The following is a 24,721-nucleotide window of genomic DNA, read 5'->3' as shown; positions in this document are numbered from 1 at the left end:
CTCTCATGCCTCACTCCTCTTCACTCACTTCCAACCCCAGTTAGCGCAGGCGCAGGCGGTCATATTTGTCCCACTGGCTGGTGTCGGACAGAATGACCTTGTCGCCGGTTTTCAATCCACGCAACACCTGCACGCGATCGACCGAGGCGCTGCCGATGCGTACCGGTACGCGGGTGGCCGTGTCGCCGTCGGGTTCCAGCCGAAACAGGCTGAGGTCGCTGCCGGCGGCAGCCAGCGCGGGACGCCCTACCGACAGCACGTCGTGCAGTTCGGCGATGCGGATGCGGCCGTCGACGGAAAGATCGGGCCGCGCACCCGGCGGCAGCGCGCCGGCGAGCGTGACATCCACCCGCACGCTGCCGTCGCGCACGGCCGGATCGATGCGTTCGACCTTGCCGGCGATCACGCCGTCGTGGGTATCCACGTTCACCGCCATGCCCATCAATACATCCTTGGCCTGCACCTCGGGCACCTGCAATCGTGCGATCAGCACGTCGGTGCGCGCCACCCGTGCCAGGTTGGCACCGGTGGCGACCTGGGCGCCTTCCTGCACAGCCACTTCCTGCAGCACGCCGGCGATGCCGGCGCGCACCTGGAGCGCATCGGCCTGGCGCTGGCGCAGTTGCAGGTTGCTCTGCTGCTGCAGCAGTTTCGCCCGCACCGCATCCAGCTGAGCCTGCATGCTGCCGCCGAACGCCCGCACGCGCTGCTGTTCGACCTGCATGCGGTTCTTCAGCTGGGCCAGGGCGATCTGTTCCTGTTCGTAGCGCACCTCGGGAATCAGATGCCGGGCCACGGCCTTGGCGTCGGCGTCGGCCTTGACCTTGGCCGAGGCATAGTCGGCCTGCGCCTGCGCCTGGGCCGAGCGGTGGTCGAGCAACTGCGACTGCAGTTCGGCGCGCCGGGCGGCCACGTCGGCGCGTGCCGCCGCCACCTGGGCCTGGGCGTTGCGCAGGCTGTCCTGCACTTCGGGGTTGGCGAGGGTCATCAGCACGGTGTCCGGCTTCACCACCGTGCCCGGCCACACCAGGATCCGGTCCACCTGGGCGGCGGTGGCCGCCGCCAGCCAGCGCGAAGTGCGCGGCACCAGGGTGCCGGTGGCGCGGATCTCCTGCAGCATGTCGCCGCGCTGCACGGTATCGATCCACAGGCTGGCACGATCGGCCCGCGGCAACGCCGGTCCGAGGCGCAGCAGCAACACGGCCAGCATCACGACGGGCACGCCGACCGCCGCGGCGAGCAGGAGACGCCGCCGGCGCTTGCGCAGTTTCAAGGTGGGGTTGGCCATGTCCATGGGGCGAGGAGAGCAAGCCCCGTGCCACGACGCCAAACGCACTCCATGCAGGGATTTCGTGCCATGCGGTGCGCCAGCGTCGTTCGCCAGCGGACACTCGTGTCCGGGTTCGTACGCGCACACCGGGGCGATGCCCCGGACCCGGCGAACCGGGCCACGCCCCGTGTTGCCGCGCTCAGCCGGTATTCTGCAGCCCCTGCGCCACGCCGTTGACGCAGGCGACCAGGGCCTGCAGCAGCGCGTCGTCCTCGCGGTCGCTCTCGCGCCAGCGCCGCAGCAGGTCGACCTGCAGCAGGCTCATCGGATCCACGTACGGGTTGCGCAGGCGGATCGAGGCGGCCAGCCGCGGGGCGTCCTGCAGCAGGGTGCGGTGCCCGTTCAACTGCAGCAGCACGCGGCGGGTGCGCTCGAACTCGCCGCGGACCAGGCCGAACATTTCCTCGTGCAGCGGCCCGGACAGGCGCGAGAACGCCTCGGCGATGTCGAGGTCGCACTTGGCCAGCACCATTTCCACGTCGTCCAGCATGTTGCTGAAGAACGGCCAGTCGCTGGCCATCTCGGCCATCGCCTCCTCGCCGAACTCGCGCACGCCGTGGCCCAGCGCACTGCCGAGGCCGTACCAGCCGGGCAGGATCGAGCGGCACTGGGTCCACGCGAACACCCACGGGATCGCGCGCAGGTCCTGCACGCCGCGCATGCTGCGGCGACTGGCCGGGCGCGAGCCGAGGGTCATGCGCTCGATCACGTCGATCGGCGTGGCGCTGCGGAAGTACTCGACGAAGTGCGCGTGTTCGACGAAGGCGCGGTAAGTCTCGCGGCTGGCTGCCGACAACACGTTCATCCGCGCGCGCCATGGCTCTTCGCGCGGATCGTCGGCGCGCGGGCGCAGCGAGGCACGCAGCACGGCGCTGACGGTCTGTTCCAGGTTGCGCAGCGCCAGCGCGCGGATGCCGTACTTGCGGTGGATCACCTCGCCCTGCTCGGTCACCCGCAGCACGCCGGCCACCGATCCGCGCGGCGAGGACATCAGCGCCGGCGCGATGCGCACGCCGCCGCGGCTGGCCGAGCCGCCGCGGCCGTGGAAGAACGCCAACTCGATCCCCGCCGCACGCGCCACTTCCAGCAGCTCCACCTGCGCGCGTTGCAAACCCCAGCGCGAGGCCAGCGTGCCGCCGTCCTTGCCGCTGTCCGAGTAGCCCAGCATCACCCATTGCTGGTCGCCGCGCGCGGCGAGGTGGCGGCGATAGACCGGGTCATCGAGCAGTGCCCGCAAGGTGGCCGGCGCGTTCTTCAGATCGTCCACCGTCTCGAACAGCGGCGCGATGTTGAGCGGCACGTTGTCGTCCTGCACCAGCCCGCCGTAGCGCGCCAGTGCCAGCACCGCCAGCACGTCGGCCGCGCTGCGCGCCATGCTGATGATGTACAGCCCCACCGCCTCGCTGCCGTAACGCCGGCGGGTGTCGCCCAGGGTGGCGAACACGTCGTACAGCGTGGTGACCACCTCGGCATGGCTGATCGCGAAGCGTGCATCGCCGCTGGCATAGTCGCGCAACTGGCGCGTGCGGTCGGCGGCCGGCCGCGCGGCCCAGCCCTCGTCGGCCAGCAGCGCGGCCAGCGCGTCGTCGTGCACGCGCGAATCCTGGCGCACGTCCAGCCGCGCCAGGTGCAGGCCGAAGGTGCGTACGCGCCGGATCAGCCGCTGCACCGCATAGGCGCCGGCGTGCAGGCCGCGATGGGCGATCAGGCTGTCGACGATCAGCTGCAGGTCGGCCTGCAGTTCGGCGGCCGAGGCATAGCCGTCGGCGTCATCGTCGTGCAGGCTGGCTTCCAGCCGCGCGCCGATCAGGGTGAGCAGGCAGCGATACGGCATGTCGGCGTGGCGCGGGCGGATGCGCTCGGCGGCCCGCGGGAAGCGCTCGCGATAGTCGGCCAGCCGCTGCTGCAACGCCGGCGCCACCTGCACCCGGCTGTCGGTCTGGCTGAGCAGGCGCGCGAGGTTGGCGACATCCGCCACGTAGTGCTCGATCACGTGCGTGCGCTGGGTGGCGAGGCTGGCGGCGATGGTGTCGGCGCCGACGTTGGGATTGCCGTCCATGTCGCCGCCGACCCAGGTGGCGAAACCCAGCAGGCGCGGCAGCTCGACCGCCACGCCGTAGACCGCCTGCAGAGCTTCGGCCAGCGCCTCGTACAGCGCCGGCACCACGCGGTACAGCGGGTTGGCGAGGTAGAAGCCGACGTGGTGGTGCTCGTCCTGTACCGTGGGGCGGATCGGCGACGCCTCGGCGGTCTGCCAGCCGGCGGACAGGGCCATGTAGATGCGCTCGTCGTCCGCGGCGCGTTCCTGCGGCGTGCGCGCGGGGTCGAAGCCATCGACCAGCGAGCGCACGATCGCCTGCTCCTTCTCCAGCAGCGAGCGCCGCACCGCCTCGGTAGGATGCGCGGTGAACACCGGCTCGATCCACAGGCGATCGAGCCAGCCCAGCAATTCGGCCGCATCCACGCCCTGCGCCTTCAGCTGGCCCAGCGCATCGAGCAGCGATTCGGGCTGCACCTGGTCGCTTTCGCGCTGGTAGTCGCGGCGGCGCCGGATGCGGTGCACCCGCTCGGCGGTGTTGACCGCGTGAAAATAGGTGGCGAACGCCCGCGCCAGCGCCTCGGCACGATCGGGCTCCAGGCCGGCCAGCGAATGCGCCAGCTCGTCGGTCGAGGCGCCCTCGGCGCGCCGCCGGATCGCGGCGATGCGCACCTGTTCGACCCGCTCGAAGAACGCCTCGCCGCCCTGCTCGGCCAGCATCCGGCCGACCATCGCACCCAGCCGACCCACGTCTTCGCGCAGCGGGCCGTCGTGCGGCAGGAATTCGGGCTCGCGATCTGTCTCCACGCCGTGCTCCACGTTGCGGCCAAGCGCCCAGCCTACCGAATCGGCGCGGCCGCGGCACCACGCCGGCGGGCATAAGCTTATGTCTGCCGCTACAATGGCAAGCTGCACTGCCCGCCGAGGGGCGCTGCGACCGTTGGCGTGAGGCAGATCCATCTGCAGCCCCACGCATCGGCCAGGCTCGGCGCGGCACGTTCCACAACGGCGCCCGGTTGTCTGTACGCGAGTCCCTTCGCGAAAAGACCGGCCATCCATGGCCGGACCCTTCGCAAGAGCCCCGCACTAACCGGAGATACTCATGAACGCCGCACTCAAAGAAAACCATCAGGACTACAAGATTCGCGACATCTCGCTGGCCGATTTCGGCCGCAAGGAGCTGGACATCGCCGAGCACGAGATGCCGGGCCTGATGTCGATCCGCAAGAAGCACGCCGCCACGTTGCCGCTCAAGGGCGTGCGCGTGACCGGCTCGCTGCACATGACGATCCAGACCGCGGTGCTGATCGAGACGCTGAAGGACATCGGCGCCGACGTGCGCTGGGCTTCGTGCAACATCTTCTCGACCCAGGACCACGCCGCCGCCGCGATCGCCGCCAGCGGCACGCCGGTGTTCGCCTGGAAGGGCGAGACGCTGGAGGAATACTGGGACTGCACGCTCGACGCGCTCTCCTTCCCCGACGGCAAGGGCGGTTTCCTCGGGCCCCAGCTGGTGGTGGACGACGGCGGCGACGTGACGCTGCTGATCCACAAGGGCTACGAGCTGGAAAACGGTTCGAAGTGGGTGGACGAGAAGGCCTCCTCGCACGAGGAGCAGGTGATCAAGAACCTGCTCAAGCGCGTGCATGCCGAGCGCCCCGGCTACTGGCACACCGTGGTGAAGGACTGGAAGGGCGTCTCCGAGGAGACCACCACCGGCGTGCACCGCCTGTACCAGCTGGCCGAGGCGAAGTCGCTGCTGGTGCCGGCGATCAACGTCAACGACTCGGTCACCAAGAGCAAGTTCGACAACCTGTACGGCTGCCGCGAGTCGCTGGCCGACGGCCTGAAGCGCGCGATGGACGTGATGCTGGCCGGCAAGGTGGCCGTGGTCTGCGGCTACGGCGATGTGGGCAAGGGCTGCGCGCATTCGCTGCGTGCCTACGGCTCGCGCGTCGTCGTCACCGAGATCGACCCGATCAACGCACTGCAGGCGGCGATGGAAGGCTTCGAGGTCAACACCGTCGAGAGCACGCTGGGCCGCGGCGACATCTATGTCACCACCACCGGCAACAAGGACGTGCTGACGCTGGAGCACCTGAAGTCGATGAAGGACCAGGCGATCGTCTGCAACATCGGCCACTTCGACAACGAGATCCAGGTCGATGCGCTGAACGCGATGGCCGGCGTCGAGAAGCTCAACATCAAGCCGCAGGTGGACAAGTACGTGTTCCCGGACGGCCGCGCGATCTTCCTGCTGGCCGAAGGCCGCCTGGTGAATCTCGGCTGCGCCACCGGCCACCCGAGCTTCGTGATGTCCAACTCGTTCTCCAACCAGACCCTGGCGCAGATCGACCTGTGGGCGAACAAGGACAAGTACGAGGCGAAGGTCTACATCCTGCCGAAGAAGCTGGACGAGGAAGTCGCCCGCCTGCACCTGGAGAAGATCGGCGTGAAGCTGACCACGCTGACGAAGGAGCAGGCCGGCTACCTCGGCGTGCCGGTGGAAGGCCCGTACAAGCCGGACCACTACCGCTACTGAGCCGCCAGCGGGTCATCGGTCGGTTGCAGCAGAACGGGCGCGCAAGGCGCCCGTTCTGCCATCACCGGCTCACCACCGGGCAGCGTGCACCGTGCGGCCAGCGCCGCGCCGGATCATACTTTCGTACCGATCCAACACGGTCGAACCCACGGGAGACGGCGTCGATGTCGCCAAAGCCAAGCAGCGCCGACCGGCGATTGTTCAGCCAGCTTCGCAGTGAAATGGACCGGATGACCGCGTCCGAACGGGTGATCGCGAACTTCCTGCTCACCAACCGGCAGGCGGTGCCGTTCGAGACCGCCAACTCGCTCGCCGCCAAGCTCGCCATCAGCGCCGCGACGGTGGGCCGGTTCTGCCGTCGCCTCGGCTACCGGAACTTCCGCGAGCTGAAATCGGCTTTCAAGTTCGACGTGGCCGTCGCGCCATGGCCGATCGGCGAAGGCCTGCGCTCGATGCTGCAGACCGGCAGCGGCGAACCGGCGCTGCAACGCGACCTGGACCTGACCATCGCCGGCATCATCGAGGTCTACCGCCGCGCGGAGACGCGCGAATGGCAGGATATCGTCGCGCGCCTGGCGCACTGCTCGACCCTGCACATCGTGGGATTCCAGACCGAGCGCGGGCTTGCGGCCCACTTCGCCAGTTTCCTGCAATACGTGCGCCCGCGGGTGCGGGTGGCCGACCTGGCTACCGGAAGCTTCTCGGAGGTGCTGCTTGACGGCACCGACAAGGATTGCGTCGTGATCGTGGAGACGCGCCGCTACTCGCGCCAGGCACAGCTGCTCGCCCGTCATTGCCGGCAACGCGGGCTGCCGCTGGTGATGATCACCGACAAGTATTGCCACTGGGCCAGCGAATACACGCCGCACATCCTGGCATTGCCGACGGAAAGCGGGATTTTCTGGGGCACCACCGTTCCGATCCACGCGGCGCTGGCGCTGCTGGTCAACGGCGTGGTTCTCGCGCTCGGCGACCGCGTGGAGCAACGCCTGGCCCACGTCTCCGACCTCTACCAGGAATTCGTCGGCCACGTCGGGAAACCCGCGCGCGGGCGGCGCAAGAAGGGCGGCGACATCGAGCCTTGAGCACGCAGCGCACCGTCGGGCCGAGGCCCCGCGCTTCTGCGGAACCAGGAGCGCCGCTCCCGCTCAGCGCGACCGCACGTAGACCACGTAGATGACCAGGCCGGCCGCGAAATAGCCGCCGACGATCGCCAGCGGCAGCACGTCGCCGCGCGTGGCGCGCAGCACCATGTCGATCAGCAGCGGCAGGCCCATCAGCGCGGCGAAGGCGATGCCGAGTGCCGGAATGATGCCGATCCACCAGCCACGCACGCGGATGCCGCCCAGCGGCACCCGGAACGATCGCGGCCGATCGGGCTCGACCACGCGCAAGCGCATGACCGCCGCGCAGACGATCGCGAACGCGACCGCCGTGCCGAGGCTGATCAGGTCGCCGAGCAGGCTGATCGGCAGGCACGCCGCGAGCAACGCCATGGCCACGCCGGTATAGATGGTGCCGACCTGCGGCGTGCGCGTCCTGCCGTCGATCCGCGCGAACACCGGCGGCAGCATGCGATCGCGCGCCATCGCGTAGAAAATGCGGGTCTGGCCGTAGATTGACGTCAGCAGCACCGAAAGCAGGCCGATCACTGCCGCGGACTTGACTGCGATGCCGAACATCGGCAGCTGCATCGCGTCGACGGCGACGGCAATCGGGTCGGCGACGCCGAGCCGGGCATAGGGCACGATGCCGGTCATCACCGCGGCAACGGCCATGTACAGCACCGTGCAGACCGCCAGCGTCATGAAGATGCCGATCGGCAGGTCGCGCTGGGGGTTGCGCGCCTCGGCTGCGCTGGTGGACACGGTCTCGAAGCCGACGTAGGCGAAGAAGATCGCCGAGGCGCCGCGCAGCACGCCGGGCCAGCCGAACTCGAAATCGCCCCGCGCCGGCGGCACGAACGGCGTGAGGTTGGCCGGGTCGATGAAGGCGATGCCGACCAGCACGAAGGCGACCAGCGCGGCAATCTTGAGCAGCACGATGGCCGTGTTGAACGCGAACGACTGCTTCACCCCGCGCAACAGGACAGCCGTCACCACCAGGATCGCGCCGGCGGCGACAAGGTTGATGCCGCCGCCGAACTGCAGGCGGTTGCTGCCGCCGTCGGTGCGGAAGTCGAGCATCGGCGTGGTGATCGAAGCCGGCAGGTGCAGACCGAACTGGTCGAGCAACGCCACCGCGTAGCCGGCGAAGCCGACCGCGACCGTCGCCGCGGCAATGCCGTACTCGAGCAGCAGCAGCCAGCCGGCGCACCACGCGGTGAAGCGGCCAAACGTGAGCAACGCATACGAATAGCTCGAACCGGACAACGGCATCGTGCCGGCAAGCTCGGCATAGCAGAACGCGGTGAATCCACAGGCGATCGCCGCCACCACGAACGACAACACCACCGCCGGCCCGGCATGAGTCGCCGCCGCGGTGCCGGTCATGACGAAGATGCCGGCGCCGATGACGCAGCCGACACCGATCATCGTCAACTGGAGCGGGCCGAGCGTGCGCGCCAGCCCGGGTTCGTCATCATTCGCCGATTGCAAGTTTTCTTTCATGAGAGTTACTATGATATAAATTGTGCATACTCGTCCAGAGGCCGATTTGCATGCAGACCGAGGTTCGCCACGAACGCTGGGAGCTCGCCGCGCCATTCGTCATCGCGCACGAGACCTACCTGCATGCCGACGTCATCGTGGCAACGCTGTCGTGCGATGGTGCCGTCGGCCGCGGCGAATGCACGCCCACGGCGTTCTACGGCGAGAGCGTGGACGGGGTGATGAAGACCGTGCGCGAACTGCTCGCCCGCCTCGCCCGCGGCGAGTCATGGGACCGCATCCACGATCGCGTGCCGGCCGGCGCCGCGCGCAACGCGGTCGACTGTGCGTTCTGGGATCTGCGCGCGAAACTGGCGAAGCAGCGTGTCTGGGAGCTGATCGGAGTCCCCGCCCCGGGCCAGGTGCGCACCGCACAGACCATCAGCGTGGGCGAAGCGGCGCAGCAGGCGGACAAGGCGCGCACGATCGTCGCCACCGACGGCGACGGCGCCCTGATCAAGCTGAAGCTCGATGCGCACGACGTCGTCGCCCGCGTCGCGGCCGTGCGCGATGCCGCTCCGGCGGCGACCCTGGTCATCGACGCGAATGAATCCTGGGACCCGGTGTTGCTCGCCGGCGTCATGCCGGCGCTGCAGGCCGCGCATGTCGCGATGGTCGAGCAGCCGCTGCCCGTGGGCAAGGACGACGCGCTGGCGCGGATCGAACGCCGCGTGCCGGTCTGCGCCGACGAGTCGGCGCACGTCGGCGCCGACCTCGACGCGCTGCGCGGCCGCTACGACCTGGTCAACGTGAAGCTGGACAAGACCGGTGGCCTGACCGAGGCGCTGCGCATGACCGCCCGCGCGCGCCAGCTCGGCTTCGGGTTGATGGTGGGCTGCATGGAGGGGACATCGCTCGGCATGGCACCGGCGACGCTCGTCGCCGGTGCCGCACGCTTTGTCGATCTCGATGGCCCGCTCCTCATCGGCCGCGACCGCGACCCGGGCCTGCACTACCAGCGTGGCCTCGTCTCGCCGCCCAGCGCGGCGCTGTGGGGCTGAACCGCATGTTTTCCAGGAGAACCGATTCCATGACGAGCCGAACACTGATCTCGCTGCTGCTGGTCGCACCGCTGGTCGTGTTGCCAGCCGGCCGTGCAGCGGCGGCCGACTTCATCGTGCGCCATGCCGTCGTCGTCGACGGCACCGGCGCCGCGGCGCAGCACGTCGACGTGCGCGTCGCCGACGGCCGCATCGCCGCCATCGGCGAACTCGCACCGCGGCGCGGCGAGCAGGTGGTCGACGCCCGTGGGCTGGTGCTCGCGCCGGGGTTCATCGACACGCACAGCCACCACGACCGCGGCCTCGACAGCCAGCTCGACGCGCTGCCGGTGACCAGCCAGGGCGTCACCACGATCGTCATCGGCCAGGACGGCTTCTCGCAGGAGCCGATCGCCGATCTGTTCCGCCGCTACGACGCCACGCCGGCGGCGATCAACATCGCCTCGTACGCGGGCCACAACTCGCTGCGCGAGAAGGTGATGGGCGTCGACGCCAGCCACGCCGCGACGCCAGCGCAGCTGCAGGCGATGCGCCAGCTGCTCGCCGCCGACATGAAGGCCGGCGCGCTCGGCCTGTCGACCGGCCTTGAATACGACTCGGGCCTCTACTCCACGCGCGCCGAGGTGCTCGCGCTGGCCGACGCGGTCGCACCCTACGGTGGCCGCTACATCAGCCACATGCGCAGCGAGGACCGCAAGGTCTGGGATGCGCTCGACGAACTGCTGACGATCGGCCGCGAGGCGAAGATCCCGGTGCAGGTCAGCCACGCCAAGCTGGCGATGACCGACTGGTGGGGCCAGGCCGACCGCTTCCTTGGCCTGCTCGACAAGGCGCGCGCCGAAGGCGTCGACGCGACGCTCGACGTCTATCCCTACGACAGTTGGCACAGCGAGTTGATCGTGCTGTGGCCCGAACGCGACTTCGGGAACCGCGCGACCGCGGAATTCGTGCTCAAGCACCTCTCCCCGGCCGACGGCCTGCGCCTGTCGCAGTTCAAGCCCGAACCGGACCTGGTCGGCAAGAGCGTGGCCGATATCGCGCGCCTGCGCGGCACCGACGACGCGGATACGGTGATGGCCCTGATCCGCGAATCGGAAGCGGCCCACAGCATCGCGCAGGTCATCAGCCGCAGCATGGACGAGCGCGACATCGCGAAGTTCATCGCCTGGCCGCAGGCGAACATCTGTTCCGACGGCAGCCTCGATGGCCTGCATCCGCGCGGCTACGGCACGTTCCCGCGCGTGCTGCGCGTGTACGTGCGCGAGAAGAAGATGCTGACGCTCGAGCAGGCCGTGCACAAGATGACCGGACTGGCAGCGCAGCACATGGGCCTGCGCGACCGCGGCCAGATCCGCGTCGGCGCGGCGGCCGACCTCGTCCTGTTCGATCCGCGCACGGTGGCCGACCGCGCCACCTACGAGAAGCCGCACGAGCTGTCGGTCGGCATCGCGCGCGTGTGGGTCAACGGCATCGCGGTCCTCGCCGACGGCAAGGCGACCGGCGCCCGTCCGGGCCAGGTGTTGCGCCGCCAGGAGGCACGCTGACATGCAGATCGCCGCCCCATACCTCCTCTTCCTCGGCAACACCCCGCACCGCCTCGACGCCAAGACGGCCAGCGGCATTCTCGACTGGCGCCCGGAACTGTGCGCCGGGCAATGCCGGCTCGACGCCGACACGGTCGACCTCGGCCTGCCTGACATGACGCCGGCCGGGGCCGCCGCCGCCGGCGTGCGCACGCTGGTGATCGGCGTGGCCACCTTCGGCGGTGCGCTCGACGAGGCGTGGATCGACACCCTGCTGGCCGCGATCCACGCCGGCCTCGACATTGCCAGCGGCATGCATGCACGCCTCGGCGAGAATCCGCGGATTGCCGCGGCCGCGCGCCTGGCCGGCGTGCGGCTGTTCGACGTGCGCCACGCCGACACGCAATTCGACGTCGGCTCCGGCCGCAAGCGCAGCGGCCGCCGGATGCTGATGGTCGGCGTCGATTGCGCGGTCGGCAAGAAGTACGCCGCGCTGGCCATTCACCGCGCCTTCGCGCGACGCGGCATCGCTGCCGATTTTCGCGCGACCGGGCAAACCGGCATCCTCATCGCCGGCGCCGGCGTCGCGATCGACGCGGTCGTCGCCGATTTCGCCGCCGGTGCGGCCGAAGCGCTGTCGCCCGACAACGAGCCCGGGCACTGGGACGTGATCGAAGGCCAGGGCTCGCTGTTCCACCCGGCCTATGCCGGCGTCAGCCTCGCCCTGCTGCACGGCTCGCAGCCGGACGCACTCGTGCTGTGCCACGACCCGCGACGCACGCACATCGACGGCTATCCGGACTATCCGCTGCCGACGCTCACCGCCTGCATCGCCGCCAACGAACAGGCCGCGCGCCTGACCAACCGCGCCGCACGCTGCATCGCCGTCGCGCTCAACACGCACGGCATGAGCGAAAGCCAACGCGCGGACGCGTTCGCCCGCGCGCACGCCGAAACCGGCCTGGTCGTCTTCGACCCGATCGCGACCGGTGCCGACGCGGTCGTCGAAACGCTGCTCGCGGAAGCGCGCGATCTCCCGCAGGCAAGTCCACACACCCCGGGGGATCGCCCATGAAACGCAAGACTCCGGCCATGGCCACCGTGCTGGCCTGTTCCCATGGCGACGCGCCTGCGAGGCCCACGGGTCATTTCATCAGGTTGCGATAAGGCTCGGCAGGTTTGGTTGCTCCGTTACGCTCACGGGGGAGGTGGCAGATCATGTCCAAAGGTCATTTCAAGTGTGGTGGCAAGGCGCAGCGGGTGATGTTGGCGCGCTTGCCGCTCGCGGCGGCGATCAGTTTTGCCGTGGCGGCACCAGCGCTCGCCCAGGATGTTGCCGAGCAGCCCGCATCGGCCGCGACGACCTCGGCGGCAGCGCAAAAGGTCAAGACCCTGGGTACGGTCACGGTGACCGCGCAGAGGCGCACCGAGGATCTGCAGAAGGTGCCGATCAGCATCAACGTGCTGGCACAGGATCAACTCGAGGCCCTGCACGTCCAGAACTTCAAGGACTACGTGAAGTACCTGCCCAGCGTGTCCTTTCAGGACAACGGTGGCGGCAATGGCGCGCAAGGCTTTGCCATCATCTACATGCGCGGTGTCAGCAGCGGCAGCGGCGGGGACTATACCGGGTCGCGGCCGAGCGTCGGCGTGTACCTCGACAACCAGCCGATCACCACGATCCAGGGGCCGGTCGACATCCACATGTACGACATCGCCCGCATCGAGGTGCTGGCCGGACCCCAGGGTACGTTGTATGGCGCCAGCGCCGAAGCCGGTGCGTTGCGCATCATCACCAACACGCCCGACCCCAGCGCTTTCGCGGCAAACTACACGCTCGGCGCCGACAAGGTTGCACACGGTGGCATCGGCTCCACCGTCGAGGGCATGGTCAACATTCCGCTCAGCAAGAGTGCCGCCATTCGCCTCGTGGGTTGGCGCGAACACGATGCGGGCTACATCGACAACAAGGCCGGCACGCGTACCTACCCGTCTTCCGGCATTACCATCAGCAACGCCGACGACTGCACCCCCGGCGTGCTGCTGCAATGCCACGGACGCGCCCGCAAGCACTACAACGAAGCCGACACCCAGGGCGCACGCGCCGCGCTGAAAGTGGACCTGAACGACAACTGGTCGATCAGCCCGACGCTGATGGGGCAACAGACGATCTCCCACGGTTCATCTTCCAGCGATCCGAGCGTGGGCGATCTCGCCGTCACGCACTTCTTTCCCGAACGCAACAACGATCGCTGGTGGCAGGGCGCGCTGACCGTGCAAGGCAAGATCGGCAATTTCGATGCGACCTATGCCTACGCGCACCTCAAGCGCAACCAGGAGCAGGAGTCCGACTACACGGACTACTCATTCTGGTACGACACCCTGTACGGCTCCGGTGTCTATTTTTACGATAACGGCGGAGACCTGATCGATCCGTCGCAGCATCCGTTTTTCCGCGATCACTACACCAACAACAGCCACGAACTGCGTCTTGTCTCGCCCAGCGACGATCGCCTGCGTCTGGTCGCTGGCGCGTTCTGGCAGAAGCTGAAACACGATATCCAGTACCAGTACAAGATCAGCGGCCTGGCCGATTCGCTGACGGTTACCGGCTGGCCGGACACCCTCTATCTGAGCCGGCAGGTCCGCTACGATCGCGACCAGTCGGTGTACGGCGAACTGTCGTGGGACTTCATCCCCGATGTCCTCACGGGCACGATCGGCGAGCGCTATTACCGCGACAGCGGCAGCTTTTACGGCTTCTTCGGTTTCAGCGAGGGCTATTTCCCCGGCTCGAGTTACGGCGAGGCCGGCTGCATCTCGCCCGAGCCATTCGAGGGCGCGCCCTGTCTGGACTTCAACAAGCGGGTGAAGCAAAGCGGGTCGCTCAACAAGGTCAACCTGACCTGGCATGCCACACCCCATGCCATGGTCTATTTCACCCGGTCCGAGGGCTATCGCCCGGGTGGCATCAATCGCAACGCGTCGCTGCCGCCCTATCAGGCGGATTTCCTGACCAACCTCGAACTCGGCTGGAAGACCTCGTGGTTCGACAATCGGCTGACCTTCAACGGGGCCGTGTTCCGCGAGACCTGGGATAATTTCCAGTTCGACATCACGGGTCCGAACGGTATTTCCGAAATCCTCAATGCCAATTCGGCCCGCATCGACGGACTGGAGTCGCAGCTGAACTGGCAGGCGACCTACAACCTGCAGCTGAGCGCCGGCATCGCGTTGTATGACGCCAAGTTGACCGCCAACTACTGCGGATTCACCGACAACAACAACCGCCCCGTCACCGACTGTCCGGCCGGCTCGATCAATACACAAACGGGCGACACGGTGGACGGGCCGCTGGCACCAACGGGCACCCGCCTGCCCATCACGCCACGGTTCAAGGGCAACCTCATCGCGCGTTATACCTTTGATGTCGGCAGCAAGAGTGGCTTCGTCCAGGGCGCATTGACGCATGTGGGGGACCGCACGACGAGCCTGCTCCTGCTCGATCGCAGCCTCTATGGCGGACTGCCTGCCTACAATTCGGTCGACCTCTCCGCCGGTCTCCAGGGGGACAACTGGTCGGTGAGTGCCTATATAAACAACGCGTTCGACAAGCGCGCCGCGCTGTACAAGTTCTCCGAGTGTGCGGTAACGGTTTGCGGTGCGCACGGCGTGGTGCCGGAATACCCGAATGGACAGGTGTACACGGGCTTCAGCCAGCCGCGCACGTTCGGCATCAGCTTCAAGCAGGATTTCTAGTCGAGCGGTCGATTGCCGCACCGGACGAAAGCCCTGGCGTCGGCCAGGGCTTTTCGTCGCCCGCCCGATGGCGGGCAACGCCTCGCCGACAGATGGCCCTTTGAGGGGAGTGGTTCATGCCCGTCTTCATTCGCACCGCCTGCATGTCGATTGTCGCGGCCATCGGGCTGTCGACAGCGATGCCATCTGCGGCTGCCGGCGTCGAGTACGACACCATCATCCGCAACGGCCACATCATCGACGGTACGGGTTCGCCCTGGTACGCGGCCGATATCGCCGTGAAGGATGGTCGCATCGCCGCGATCGGCAACCTCGCCGACGCGCATGCCAGGCAGGTGATCGACGCCCACGGCCTGGTCGTGGCGCCGGGATTCATCGACATGCTTGGTCAATCGGAAATCACCATGCTGGTCGATCCGCATGTGCCGTCGAAGATCTTCCAGGGCATCACCACCGAGATCACCGGAGAAGGCGAATCGGTGGCGCCGCTCGACGCCGAGATGATCAGGCAACGCCAGGCGGCGTACGCGCATTATCGGATAATGCCGGACTGGCGCACGTTCGAACAATATTTCGCGCGCCTGCAAAAGCAAGGCATGGGTATCAACGTAGGCACGTACGTGGGCGCCACTTCAGTGCGCGAGATGGTCATTGGCTACGAGAATCGCGCACCCACGCCGGACGAGTTGAAGAAGATGCAGGCGCTGGTCGCGGAAGCGATGAAGCAAGGTGCGCTGGGGCTGTCCACGGCGCTGGAGTACACGCCGGCGCCTTACGCCGGAACCGACGAGTTGATCGCCCTGGCGAAGGTTGCCGCACGCCATGGCGGCATTTACGCGACCCACATGCGCAACGAGGGCGATGCCGAGATGGCTGCGCTGGACGAAACCTTCCGGATCGGCCGCGAGGCGGATATTCCGGTGGAGATTTTCCATCTCAAGGCCACCGGCAATCTCAAGGGCAAGATGGCACGGGTGATCGCGCGCATCGACGCGGCTCGTGCCAGCGGCGTCGACGTGGCGGCGGACACCTACGCCTATACCGCGTGGCAGAACGATCTGTCGGCCTTCATCCCGCCCTGGGCCCATGACGGCGGCAACCTGAAGCTGATCGAACGCCTGAAGAATCCGGCCACGCGTGCGCGCATCCGCAAGGACATGCTCACTCCCAGCGATGCCTGGGACAATGAGTGGCTCGCGGCCATCGAGCAGGCGCACGGCATCATGATCGGCAGCGTCAACAACAAGGCGTTGCAGAAGTACGTCGGCAAGCGGGTCAGTGAGATTGCAGCGGAGTGGCACGAGGATCCGATCGACACGATCTGCGACTTCCTGATCAAGGACAACGCCGCCACCAGTTCGGTGGTGTTCGGCATGCAGGAGTCCGATGTCGAGCTGGCGCTGAAGCAGCCGTGGGTTTCGATCGACACGGACTATGAGGGAACCTCGCCGGATGGCCTGCTCGGCAAGGATCGTCCGCACCCACGCGCCTACGGCACCTTTCCGCGCATTCTCGCCAGGTACGTGCGCGAGCAGAAGCTGCTCACGCTTCCGGACGCCATCCGCAAGTTCAGCGCATTGGCGGCCCAGCGTGTGCATCTGCCGGATCGCGGCGTGCTCAAGCAAGGCATGTGGGCAGACATCGTCGTGTTCGACCCGGCTGCGATCCGCGATGTCGCCACCTTCACCGACCCGAACCAGCTGTCGGTCGGGATGCAATATGTGCTGGTCAACGGGGTCCCGGTGATCGATGGCGGCAAGATGACGGACGCGCTGCCGGGAGTGGTATTGCGCGGTCCGGCTTACTCCGGCAGATAGCCGAATTCCGAAAGGAACGGGTACTGGGGTTTCGGTGGCAAGAGCTGATTCGGCAACTCCCTGCACCCCACCCTTCAAGCGGCCTTCGGGCCGCTCTCTTGTTGGCACCGTACGCGCATGGCGGCGCAGCCGGCTGCCGGAGGGCTTTGCACGCAAGCCGTGCGGTGGCCTAGGATGGCGCACCGGCGGGCGAGCAGACAGCCGCCGGGAGGTTCGCAGGGGAACCCTCAACGGTGGAACGGCGCCTCGACAGGCGCCTCGCTGACGCTCTCTCCAGCGAAAAGGACGCGCGACGATGGCCACGCTACCGACAACCCGCATACTCGATCCCGCGGATTATCCGCGCTGGGTCGCCGCGGTCGCCGCCTCCCCCGATGGCAGCGTGTATTCGCTGCCCGAGTATCTCGACGCGCTGTGCGCCGCCACCGGCGGCCGCTACCGCGTGCTCGCCGCCGAGCGCGACGACCACATCGTGGGCGGCATCGCGCTGTTCGAATGCAGCGACCGCCGCGGCGCCTTCGTGTCGCCGCGGCGGCTGCTCTACTACAACGGCCTGGTGCTGGTGCCGCATGCCTGCAGCTGCCCGGCCACTGCCACCTCGCGCCGGCTGCAGACCATGGATGCGCTGGAGCACGCGCTCGCGCGCCTGCCGCTGGGGCGGCTGCGCTTCAAGAGCCGCTCCACCTGCACCGACCTGCGCACGTTCCAGTCGCGCGGCTGGAGCGTGCAGCCGACCTACACTTATGTGGTAGACATCAGCGACCTCGCCAGCGCATGGACGCGGGTGGACAAGAACCATCGCCGGCTGATCGGGCGCTGCACCGAGCAGGGCCTGCAACTGAGCATGGACGACGACTTCGACGCCTTCCACCACCTGCACCTGCAGACCCACGAGCGCAAGGGTGCGCCGCTGTACCTGCCGCGCGAGGCGTTCCGCCGCTTCGTGAAAACCCTGCGCGAACGCAACCTGGGCCGGCTCTACCACGCACGGATGCCCGACGGCCGCGTGGCCGCCAGCCAGCTGGTGCTGACCGGGCCGCACCCGGTCAGCCACACCGTCTGCGCCGGCGCCGAGGCTGCGTTGCTGAGCCTGGGCGCGTCGGCGTTCCTGCGCTGGCGCGCGCTGGAACACCTGGCCGCCGAGGGCTACCGCGCCAACGACCTGACCGACGCCGAACTCAACCCCGTCACGACTTTCAAGTCGCAGATGGGCGGCGAGCTGTCGCTGTGCCTGGAGGTCTCGCGTGCCGACGACATCCGCTTCCGCCTCGGCGACTGGGCAACCACGCTGCCGCAGCGCGCCCGCCGCGGCGTGCACCGTGCCCTGCGCCGCTCCACCGGCATGGCCGAATGAGCGAGCCCGTGGTTTCCGGGGCCGAACTGGTCTGCGCCACGCTGACGCGCGCCGGCGTCGACTGCGTGTTCGGCCTGCCCGGCACGCAGACCACGGGTCTGTACGAGGCGCTGCGCCGCGCGCCGCTGCGCAGTGTCGTGGCCACCCACGAGTTGTCGGCAGCGATGATGGCCAACGGCTACTACCGCGCCTCGGGGCGGATCGCCGCCTTGCTGACGATTCCCGGCCCGGGCTTCACCTGGGCACTGACCGGGCTGGCGGAGGCGGCGCTGGATTCGGCCGCGCTGCTGCACCTCACCATGCAGCCGGCACGCTCGCCCGGACAGCAGTTCCAGCTGCAGGCGCTGGACCAGGCGGCGATCGCCGGCCCGCTGAGCAAGGGCCAGTACCACGTCGACCATGCCACCGGGATCGCCCCCGCGTTGCTCGCGGCACACGCACAGGCCGGCGCCGGCGAACCCGGTCCGGTGCTGGTGCAGTTCGCGAGCGATGCATTGCGCGAAGCGGCGCCGCTGGCAGATGTCGCGCTTCCTTCGCCGCCACCGCTCGACGAGGCCGCACTCGACGCCGTGCTGGCCACGCTGCGCCAGGCCGGTCGCTGCATGCTGCTGCTCGGCCAGGGCTGCGCCGCCGCGGCCGGGTTGGCCACGCAGCTGGCCGAAACGCTGTCCGCCGCAGTGGTCACCACCACCTCGGGGCGCGGCGTGGTGGCCGAGGATCACCCGCTGTCGCTCGGCTTCGCGTTCGCCGGCAACGAGTGCGGCACGCTGAACGCGCTGGTCGAGGCCAGCGGCGCGGTGCTGGCGATCGGCTGCAAGTTCTCGCACAACGGCAGCCGCGGCTTCGAGCTGCGGCTGCCGCCGGAAAAACTCATCCACGTCGACGCCAGCGCCGCCGTGCTGGGCGCCAACTATCCCGCGCGCCACGCGATATGCGCGGACGCGGCGACCTTCCTGGCCGCCCTCCTGCAACGGCTGCAGACCAAGCCTGGCCATGCCGGCTTCAGCCACGACGAGATCGCGCAGTGGCGGCGGCGCGCCGACGACGAGCGCGACCGGCGGCGGGTCGAGCCGCGCATCCACGGCGTGGACGGCGGCCAGCCGCAGGCGTTCTTCGCCGCGCTGCGCCAGGCGCTGCCACGGCACGGCTGCCTGCTCACCGACTCCGGCCAGCACCAGGGGCTGGCGCGCCGCCACTTCCCGGTGCTGTGCCCGCGCGGCCTGATCGTGCCGACCAACCTGCAGTCGATGGGCTTCGGCATCGGCGCCGCGATCGGCGCCTGCCTGGCCGATCCGGCGCGGCCGGTGGTGGCGCTGGTCGGCGACGGCGGCCTGGCGATGTCCGGGCTGGAGCTGCTCACTGCGGTGCGCGAACGGCTGCGGCTGACCGTGATCGTGTTCGTCGACGGTGCCTACGGCCTGATCCGCATGCAGCAACTGGCCGGCTCGGGCCATGCGTACGGCACCGAGTTCGACAGCGTCGACGTCGCCGCCCTGGCCGCGGCCGTCGGTGCCACGCACGTACGCCTGCAAGGCGATGCGCAGGCCACCCTGGCCGCGGCGATCGAGGCGCCCGGCGTGACCCTGGTCGAGGTGCGCGTGGGCGATTCCGCACCGATGCACTGGCTGCGAGCCAAGAGCCGGCTGCGCGGTTCGCGGCTGCGCAGGTGGTGGCGCCACCTGCACCGTTGAACCCCCACGCGCGGCGGCCCGGTGGCCATCGCGGGTGCTAGCATGGCCGCACAGGCGCGGCGTCGAGCGCACGCATGCGGCGATCAGGGGAAACATCCATGGGCAAGCGGGACGGGCGGCACGTGCCGGCGATCGTGATGGGCTGCGGCCCCACAGCGTTGGGCATCCTGCGTTGTCTGAAACTGGCCGGCATCCCGACCTACGTGGCCTGCCGCGCGGGCGACCAGGTGACGCGCTCGCGCTGGTTCCGACCCACGCCCGGCCCGACGGCGTGGGATGGCGTGCCCGGTCCGCAGGCACTGGATCACCTGCGCGACCTGCCGCTGGACGAGGCGGTGCTGATCGCCGGCGCCGACGACGCCGCACTGTGGCTGGCCGATCTGCCGCAGAGCGAGCTGGGCCAGCGCTTCCGCACCAGCACCTGCTCGCGGCAGACGCAGGAGCTGCTGCAGGACAAGTCGCGCTTCGCCGCGCTGCTGGCCGAAACCGGCATGCCGCACCCGCCGACCTACCGCATCGACAGCGCGGCGGACATCGCGGCGATGCCGTTCGAGCGGCTCGACCGCGTCTTCATCAAGCCGGTCAACTCGCAGAAGTTCAGCGACGTGCTGGGCATCAAGGGCGTGTGGGTACACAGCCGCGAGGAGCTGCTGGAAACCTGGCAGCGCCTGCACGGCCTGGGCTTCCGCCTGATGGCGCAGGAGTACGTGCCCGGCACCGCCGCCGACCATTATTTCGTGGACGGCTTCCGCGACGCGCAGGGACGTTTCACCGGCCTGTTCGCGCGGCGACGCTTCCGCATCCACCCGGCCGACTTCGGCAACAGCTCGTACTGCGAGAGCATCCCGCTGGCCGAGGTCGAACCGGCGGCGACCAACCTGACCGCGCTGCTGGCGAAGGTGGATTACCGCGGCATCTTCAGCGCCGAGTTCAAGCGCGACGCCCGCGACGGCCAGTTCCGCATCCTCGAGGTGAATACCCGCGCCTGGACCTATGTCGAGTTCGCCGCGCGCTGCGGCGTCAACGTGTGCGAAATGGCCTGGCAGGATGCGCTGGGCCTGCCGGTCGATGCCGCCGCGCCGGATTACGTGGTCGGCGCCGGTTGCGTGAACCTGCAGCGCGACATCAACGCCGTGCGCGGCCAGTCGCGGCAGGCCCGCGAGCCGTGGTCGAAGATCCTGCGGCAGTGGGCGCACGCGCATTACCACACGTTCCGTTTCGACGATCCGCTGCCGGGCCTGTCCAGCGCGTGGCGCATCGCCACCCACCGCACCGGGCGCCACCACGGCCCCAGCGAGGCGCCGGTACCGCCGGCCGCCGCGCCGAACGAGCCGCCGGCAAACTGAACCTGGACGGCATATATCGCTCCATCGCGAATCGAAGATATATACTGCCGGGCACCGTGACCCCGGAACCCTTGCGATGCCGTCGATCAGCTTCGAATTCTTTCCGCCCAAGACCGACGACCAGCGCGCGCAGCTCGACCGCGCGGCGCAGGCGCTGAAGGCGCACCGACCCGAATACGCCTCGGTCACCTTCGGCGCCGGCGGTTCCACGCTGAGCTACACCGGCGACACGGTGGCGCGGCTGCATACGCAGCACGGGCTCAACGTGGCGCCGCACCTGTCGTGCATGGGCGGCACCCGGGCGGAGATCGCCGCGCTGCTCGACGGCTACCGCGCGGCGGGCTATCGGCGCATCGTGGCGTTGCGCGGCGACATGCCCTCGGGCATGGCCACGGCGGGCGACTTCCGCTACGCCGCCGAACTGGTGGCCTTCATCCGCCGGCACTGCGGCGACCATTTCCACATCGAGGTGGCGGCCTACCCGGAGACGCATCCGCAGGCCGACGACGCGCTGCGCGACCTCATGCACTTCAAGGCCAAGATCGACGCCGGCGCCAACGGCGCGATCACCCAGTATTTCTTCAACCCGGATGCGTATTTCCGCTTCGTCGACGACGTGCGCAAACTTGGCGTGAACGTGCCGATCGTGCCGGGCATCATGCCGATCTCCAACTACAGCCAGCTCAGGCGCTTCTCGGAAATGTGCGGCGCGGAAATCCCCCGCTGGATCGCCAAGCGCATGCAGGCCCACGGCGACGATGCGGATGCGGTGCGTGAGCTCGGCGCCGAGGTGGTGGCGCAACTGTGCCGTCGCCTGCTCGACGGCGGCGCGCCGGGGCTGCACTTCTACACGCTCAACCGCGCCCGCGCCACGCAGGCGGTGTTGCAGCAGCTGGCCTGAAACCACCACCGCGCACAACCTCCCGCAGGAGCCCGCTGGCGGGCGATGCCTTTGAGGCGGGGATTTGCAAGCAAGAGCATCGCCCGCCAGCAGGCTCCTGCGATGGTGATGCGCCAACGGGAAGTCGTTCGTGGCGCCGCGGGACGGCTATGCTGACCGGATGTTGCGCCTGGTCGCCCTGCTCAGCCTGGCCTTGCTTGCGTGCGCCGCCCCCGCGGCGGCGCAGACGCCGATCCATCGTTGCATCGGCGCCAACGGCGGCGCGGTGTTCACCGACCAGCCGTGCGCCGCGCTGCGCGCCACGCCGGTCAACCCCGCGACGCCCACCGATACCCCCGCGCCGAGCGGGCCGCCGCCGGTGCTGTGTGCCGCCAACATCGAGGAGCTGCGCCAGAGCGTGATCGATGCGTTCGCGCGGCGCGACAGCGTCCGCATGGGCGGGCTGATCCTGTGGGACGGTTACGGCCGCGGTGCGGCGATCGCCGACATCCGCGCGCTGACCACGCTGATGGAACAACCGCTGCTGCAGGTCGACCTGCCCGCTCCCGCGGCATCCGCCGCCGCGCTGCCGGACAACTGGCCGCCCCTCGCCGGCGACCCTGCTCCAGCGGCAACCGCCGCGCCCGATCAACTGGTGCTGCACACCGCCGGCGCCGACGGCGCGGGTTCCACGTGGCGTTTCGACATCGTGCGCCAGGCCGGCTGCCTGTGGCTGCGCAACGCGCCGTAAACGCCGCCCCCGCAGCGACGCGCTATCATGTGCAGTCTTCATGGAGAACCGAACATGGCGCAGCAGTACCCCGAATGGATCTGGCAGAACGGCCACATCAAGCCGTGGGCCGAAGCCACTACCCACGTGATGTCGCACGCGCTGCATTACGGTTCGTCGGTGTTCGAAGGCATCCGCAGTTACGCCACGCCCGACGGCGCGGCGATCTTCCGCCTCACCGACCACCTGAACCGGCTGTTCCTGTCGGCCAAGATCTACGACATGCAGCTGCCGCACTCGTTCGAGGAGCTGGCCGCCGCCTGCCGCGAGGTGATCCGCAAGAACGGGCTCGGCGCGTCCTACCTGCGCCCGGTGGCGTATCGCGGCCTGGGCGGCTTCGGCCTGTCCGCCGAAACGCCGATCGACATGGCCGTGGCCGCCTGGCCGATGGGCCCGTACCTCGGGCCGGAAGCGCTGCAGAACGGCATCGACGCCTGCGTGTCGAGCTGGCAGCGCTTCGCCCCGAACACCATCCCGGCCGGCGCCAAGGCCGGCGGCAATTATCTTTCCGGCCAGCTGATCGCGCGCGAGGCGCGCCGGCTCGGCTTCGGCGAAGGCATCGCGCTCTCCTCCAGCGGCCTGCTCAGCGAAGGCGCCGGCGAGAACCTGTTCCTGGTCTTCGACGGCGTGCTGCACACCACGCCGGCCAGCGCCTCGATCCTTGCCGGCATCACCCGCGACACGCTCAAGACGCTGGCCCGCGAGGACGGCATCGAGGTGGTCGAGCGCGACATCCCGCGCGAGTACCTGTACCTGGCCGACGAGGTGCTGATGTGCGGCACCGCCGCCGAGATCACCCCGATCCGCTCGGTCGACGGCAAGCAGGTCGGCGCCGGCAAGGCCGGTCGCGTCACGCTGCGCCTGCAGGAGCTGTTCTTCGGCCTGTTCGACGGCCGCACCCACGACAAGTGGGGCTGGCTGGAACAGGTCTGAGGGAAGCCCCTCTCCCCGTGGGAGAGGGGTTGGGGAGAGGGTACGGGCGGAGCGCGCTGCGGCAGCGTTCCTTGTGGTATTCAACGCGGCGCCCCGCACCCTCATCCGGCGCTGCGCGCCACCTTCTCCCGAAGGGAGAAGGGATCTTCGGCTCGCACCTCCCAAACGGGCCTGATACGAAAAACCCGCCTTCCGGCGGGTTTTCTTGGTTCACATCAGGTTGCGACCGTGGAACAGTTCCTCGATCTCGCGCCGGAGCAGCGACTCGATCCGCTGGCGTTCCTTGAACGACAGGTCGTCCGCGTGCGACTCGAACAGGTAGGTGTCCAGGTCGAAGTCCTTGATGTGCATCTTGGTGTGGAACATGTTCTCCTGGTACACGTTGACGTCGAACATCTCGTACTTCTGCCGGATGTGCCGCGCCAGGTAGTCCTGCACCGAATTGATCTTGTGGTCGATGAAGTGCTTCTTGCCCTTCACGTCGCGGGTGAAGCCGCGCACGCGGTAGTCGCACACCACGATGTCCGACTCGAAGCTGTCGATCAGGTAGTTCAGCGCCTTCAGCGGCGAGATCACGCCGCAGGTGGCCACGTCGATGTCCGCGCGGAAGGTGGCGATGCCGTTGTGCGGATGCGTCTCCGGATAGGTGTGGACGGTGATGTGGCTCTTGTCCATGTGCGCCACCACCGCGCCGGCGATCGAATCACGGCCGAGCTTCTCCACCACCGGCTCCTCGGAAATGAGGATGGTCACCGACGCGCCCTGCGGATCGTAGTCCTGGCGCGCGATGTTGAGGATGTTCGCGCCGATGATCTCGGCCACGTCGGTGAGGATCTGGGTCAGGCGGTCGGCGTCGTACTGCTCGTCGATGTATTCGATGTAGCGCTGGCGCTGCTCTTCGGACACCGCATAGCAGATGTCGTAGATGTTGAAACTCAGCGCCTTGGTCAGGTTGTTGAAACCCTGCAGGCGAAGACGGGGAAGCGGTTTGACCACGAGCGACTCTCCATGGGCCATGGCGGCCGGCTGTAGAGGCGGGTTAGCGACAAGGGTCCCCGCGATTGGTGTG

17 protein-coding genes and 1 riboswitch are annotated in these 24,721 nt (G+C 68.5%); of the genes, 13 read left to right on the top strand and 4 right to left on the bottom strand.

Annotation, left to right across the window (positions count from 1 at the left end; all coding sequences use genetic code 11):
* Positions 1-40: 40 nt before the first annotated feature.
* Both ACVCL3_RS14095 and ppc read right to left on the bottom strand, forming a co-directional pair.
* Entirely contained in the window at positions 41-1,288 is a 1,248-nt protein-coding gene (locus ACVCL3_RS14095; protein WP_447099727.1) for an efflux RND transporter periplasmic adaptor subunit, read from the bottom strand.
* A gap of 181 nt (positions 1,289-1,469) precedes the next feature.
* The gene (ppc, locus tag ACVCL3_RS14090; RefSeq protein WP_447099726.1) at positions 1,470-4,175 is read right to left on the bottom strand and encodes a phosphoenolpyruvate carboxylase; all 2,706 of its coding nucleotides are present in this window, start codon (positions 4,173-4,175) and stop codon (positions 1,470-1,472) included.
* 110 nt (positions 4,176-4,285) lie between these two features.
* Positions 4,286-4,389, top strand: a riboswitch (S-adenosyl-L-homocysteine riboswitch).
* Between the two features lie 81 nt (positions 4,390-4,470).
* On the opposite strand from ppc, the gene ahcY reads away from it, so the two are divergent.
* Both ahcY and ACVCL3_RS14080 read left to right on the top strand, forming a co-directional pair.
* On the top strand, positions 4,471-5,910 hold the full coding sequence (gene ahcY, locus ACVCL3_RS14085) for an adenosylhomocysteinase (RefSeq protein WP_447098128.1): 1,440 nt from the start codon (positions 4,471-4,473) through the stop codon (positions 5,908-5,910).
* Between the two features lie 23 nt (positions 5,911-5,933).
* The gene (locus tag ACVCL3_RS14080) at positions 5,934-6,995 is read left to right on the top strand and encodes a MurR/RpiR family transcriptional regulator (RefSeq protein ID WP_447099725.1); all 1,062 of its coding nucleotides are present in this window, start codon (positions 5,934-5,936) and stop codon (positions 6,993-6,995) included.
* A 63-nt stretch (positions 6,996-7,058) separates the two neighbouring features.
* On the opposite strand, the gene ACVCL3_RS14075 is transcribed toward ACVCL3_RS14080, so the two are convergent.
* Positions 7,059-8,519 (bottom strand): APC family permease, encoded by a 1,461-nt coding sequence (locus ACVCL3_RS14075; protein WP_447099724.1) that lies wholly within the window; start codon positions 8,517-8,519, stop codon positions 7,059-7,061.
* Between the two features lie 50 nt (positions 8,520-8,569).
* Between ACVCL3_RS14075 and dgcA the strand changes: the two genes are divergently transcribed.
* The 11 genes from dgcA to ACVCL3_RS14020 all read left to right on the top strand — a co-directional run bounded on the left by dgcA (position 8,570) and on the right by ACVCL3_RS14020 (position 23,652).
* Positions 8,570-9,559: an N-acetyl-D-Glu racemase DgcA gene (gene dgcA / locus ACVCL3_RS14070; protein ID WP_447099723.1), complete on the top strand. Its 990-nt coding sequence runs from the start codon at positions 8,570-8,572 to the stop codon at positions 9,557-9,559.
* A 29-nt stretch (positions 9,560-9,588) separates the two neighbouring features.
* On the top strand, positions 9,589-11,103 hold the full coding sequence (locus ACVCL3_RS14065; RefSeq protein WP_447099722.1) for an N-acyl-D-amino-acid deacylase family protein: 1,515 nt from the start codon (positions 9,589-9,591) through the stop codon (positions 11,101-11,103).
* Position 11,104: 1 nt separating this feature from the next.
* Positions 11,105-12,157: a DUF1611 domain-containing protein gene (locus tag ACVCL3_RS14060; protein ID WP_447099721.1), complete on the top strand. Its 1,053-nt coding sequence runs from the start codon at positions 11,105-11,107 to the stop codon at positions 12,155-12,157.
* Between the two features lie 143 nt (positions 12,158-12,300).
* Positions 12,301-14,841, top strand: a complete 2,541-nt coding sequence (locus tag ACVCL3_RS14055) for a TonB-dependent receptor (protein ID WP_447099720.1) — start codon at positions 12,301-12,303, stop codon at positions 14,839-14,841.
* A 116-nt stretch (positions 14,842-14,957) separates the two neighbouring features.
* Complete coding sequence (locus ACVCL3_RS14050) at positions 14,958-16,658, top strand: N-acyl-D-amino-acid deacylase family protein (protein ID WP_447099719.1); 1,701 nt, start codon at positions 14,958-14,960, stop codon at positions 16,656-16,658.
* Positions 16,659-16,953: 295 nt separating this feature from the next.
* On the top strand, positions 16,954-18,012 hold the full coding sequence (locus tag ACVCL3_RS14045) for a GNAT family N-acetyltransferase (RefSeq protein ID WP_447099718.1): 1,059 nt from the start codon (positions 16,954-16,956) through the stop codon (positions 18,010-18,012).
* Complete coding sequence (locus ACVCL3_RS14040) at positions 18,009-19,703, top strand: thiamine pyrophosphate-binding protein (RefSeq protein WP_447099717.1); 1,695 nt, start codon at positions 18,009-18,011, stop codon at positions 19,701-19,703. The genes ACVCL3_RS14045 and ACVCL3_RS14040 overlap by 4 nt, the downstream gene beginning before the upstream one ends.
* A gap of 98 nt (positions 19,704-19,801) precedes the next feature.
* On the top strand, positions 19,802-21,049 hold the full coding sequence (locus tag ACVCL3_RS14035) for a carboxylate--amine ligase (RefSeq protein ID WP_447099716.1): 1,248 nt from the start codon (positions 19,802-19,804) through the stop codon (positions 21,047-21,049).
* 76 nt (positions 21,050-21,125) lie between these two features.
* Positions 21,126-21,950 carry a methylenetetrahydrofolate reductase [NAD(P)H] gene (gene metF, locus ACVCL3_RS14030; protein ID WP_447098118.1) on the top strand — a complete coding sequence of 275 codons (825 nt, stop codon included), beginning with the start codon at positions 21,126-21,128 and terminating at the stop codon, positions 21,948-21,950.
* A 160-nt stretch (positions 21,951-22,110) separates the two neighbouring features.
* A complete protein-coding gene (locus tag ACVCL3_RS14025; RefSeq protein ID WP_447099715.1) occupies positions 22,111-22,680 on the top strand; it encodes a DUF4124 domain-containing protein in 570 nt (189 codons plus the stop codon).
* 54 nt (positions 22,681-22,734) lie between these two features.
* The gene (locus tag ACVCL3_RS14020; protein WP_395120145.1) at positions 22,735-23,652 is read left to right on the top strand and encodes a branched-chain amino acid transaminase; all 918 of its coding nucleotides are present in this window, start codon (positions 22,735-22,737) and stop codon (positions 23,650-23,652) included.
* A 210-nt stretch (positions 23,653-23,862) separates the two neighbouring features.
* Here the strand turns inward: ACVCL3_RS14020 and speD are convergent, their stop codons facing one another.
* Positions 23,863-24,648 carry an adenosylmethionine decarboxylase gene (speD, locus tag ACVCL3_RS14015; RefSeq protein ID WP_136258246.1) on the bottom strand — a complete coding sequence of 262 codons (786 nt, stop codon included), beginning with the start codon at positions 24,646-24,648 and terminating at the stop codon, positions 23,863-23,865.
* Positions 24,649-24,721: the final 73 nt, after the last annotated feature.

Source organism: Rhodanobacter sp. UC4437_H4 (assembly GCF_052978425.1).
The sequence above is the reverse complement of the archived record's forward strand: the minus strand, read 5'-3'. Positions and strand labels throughout refer to the sequence as shown.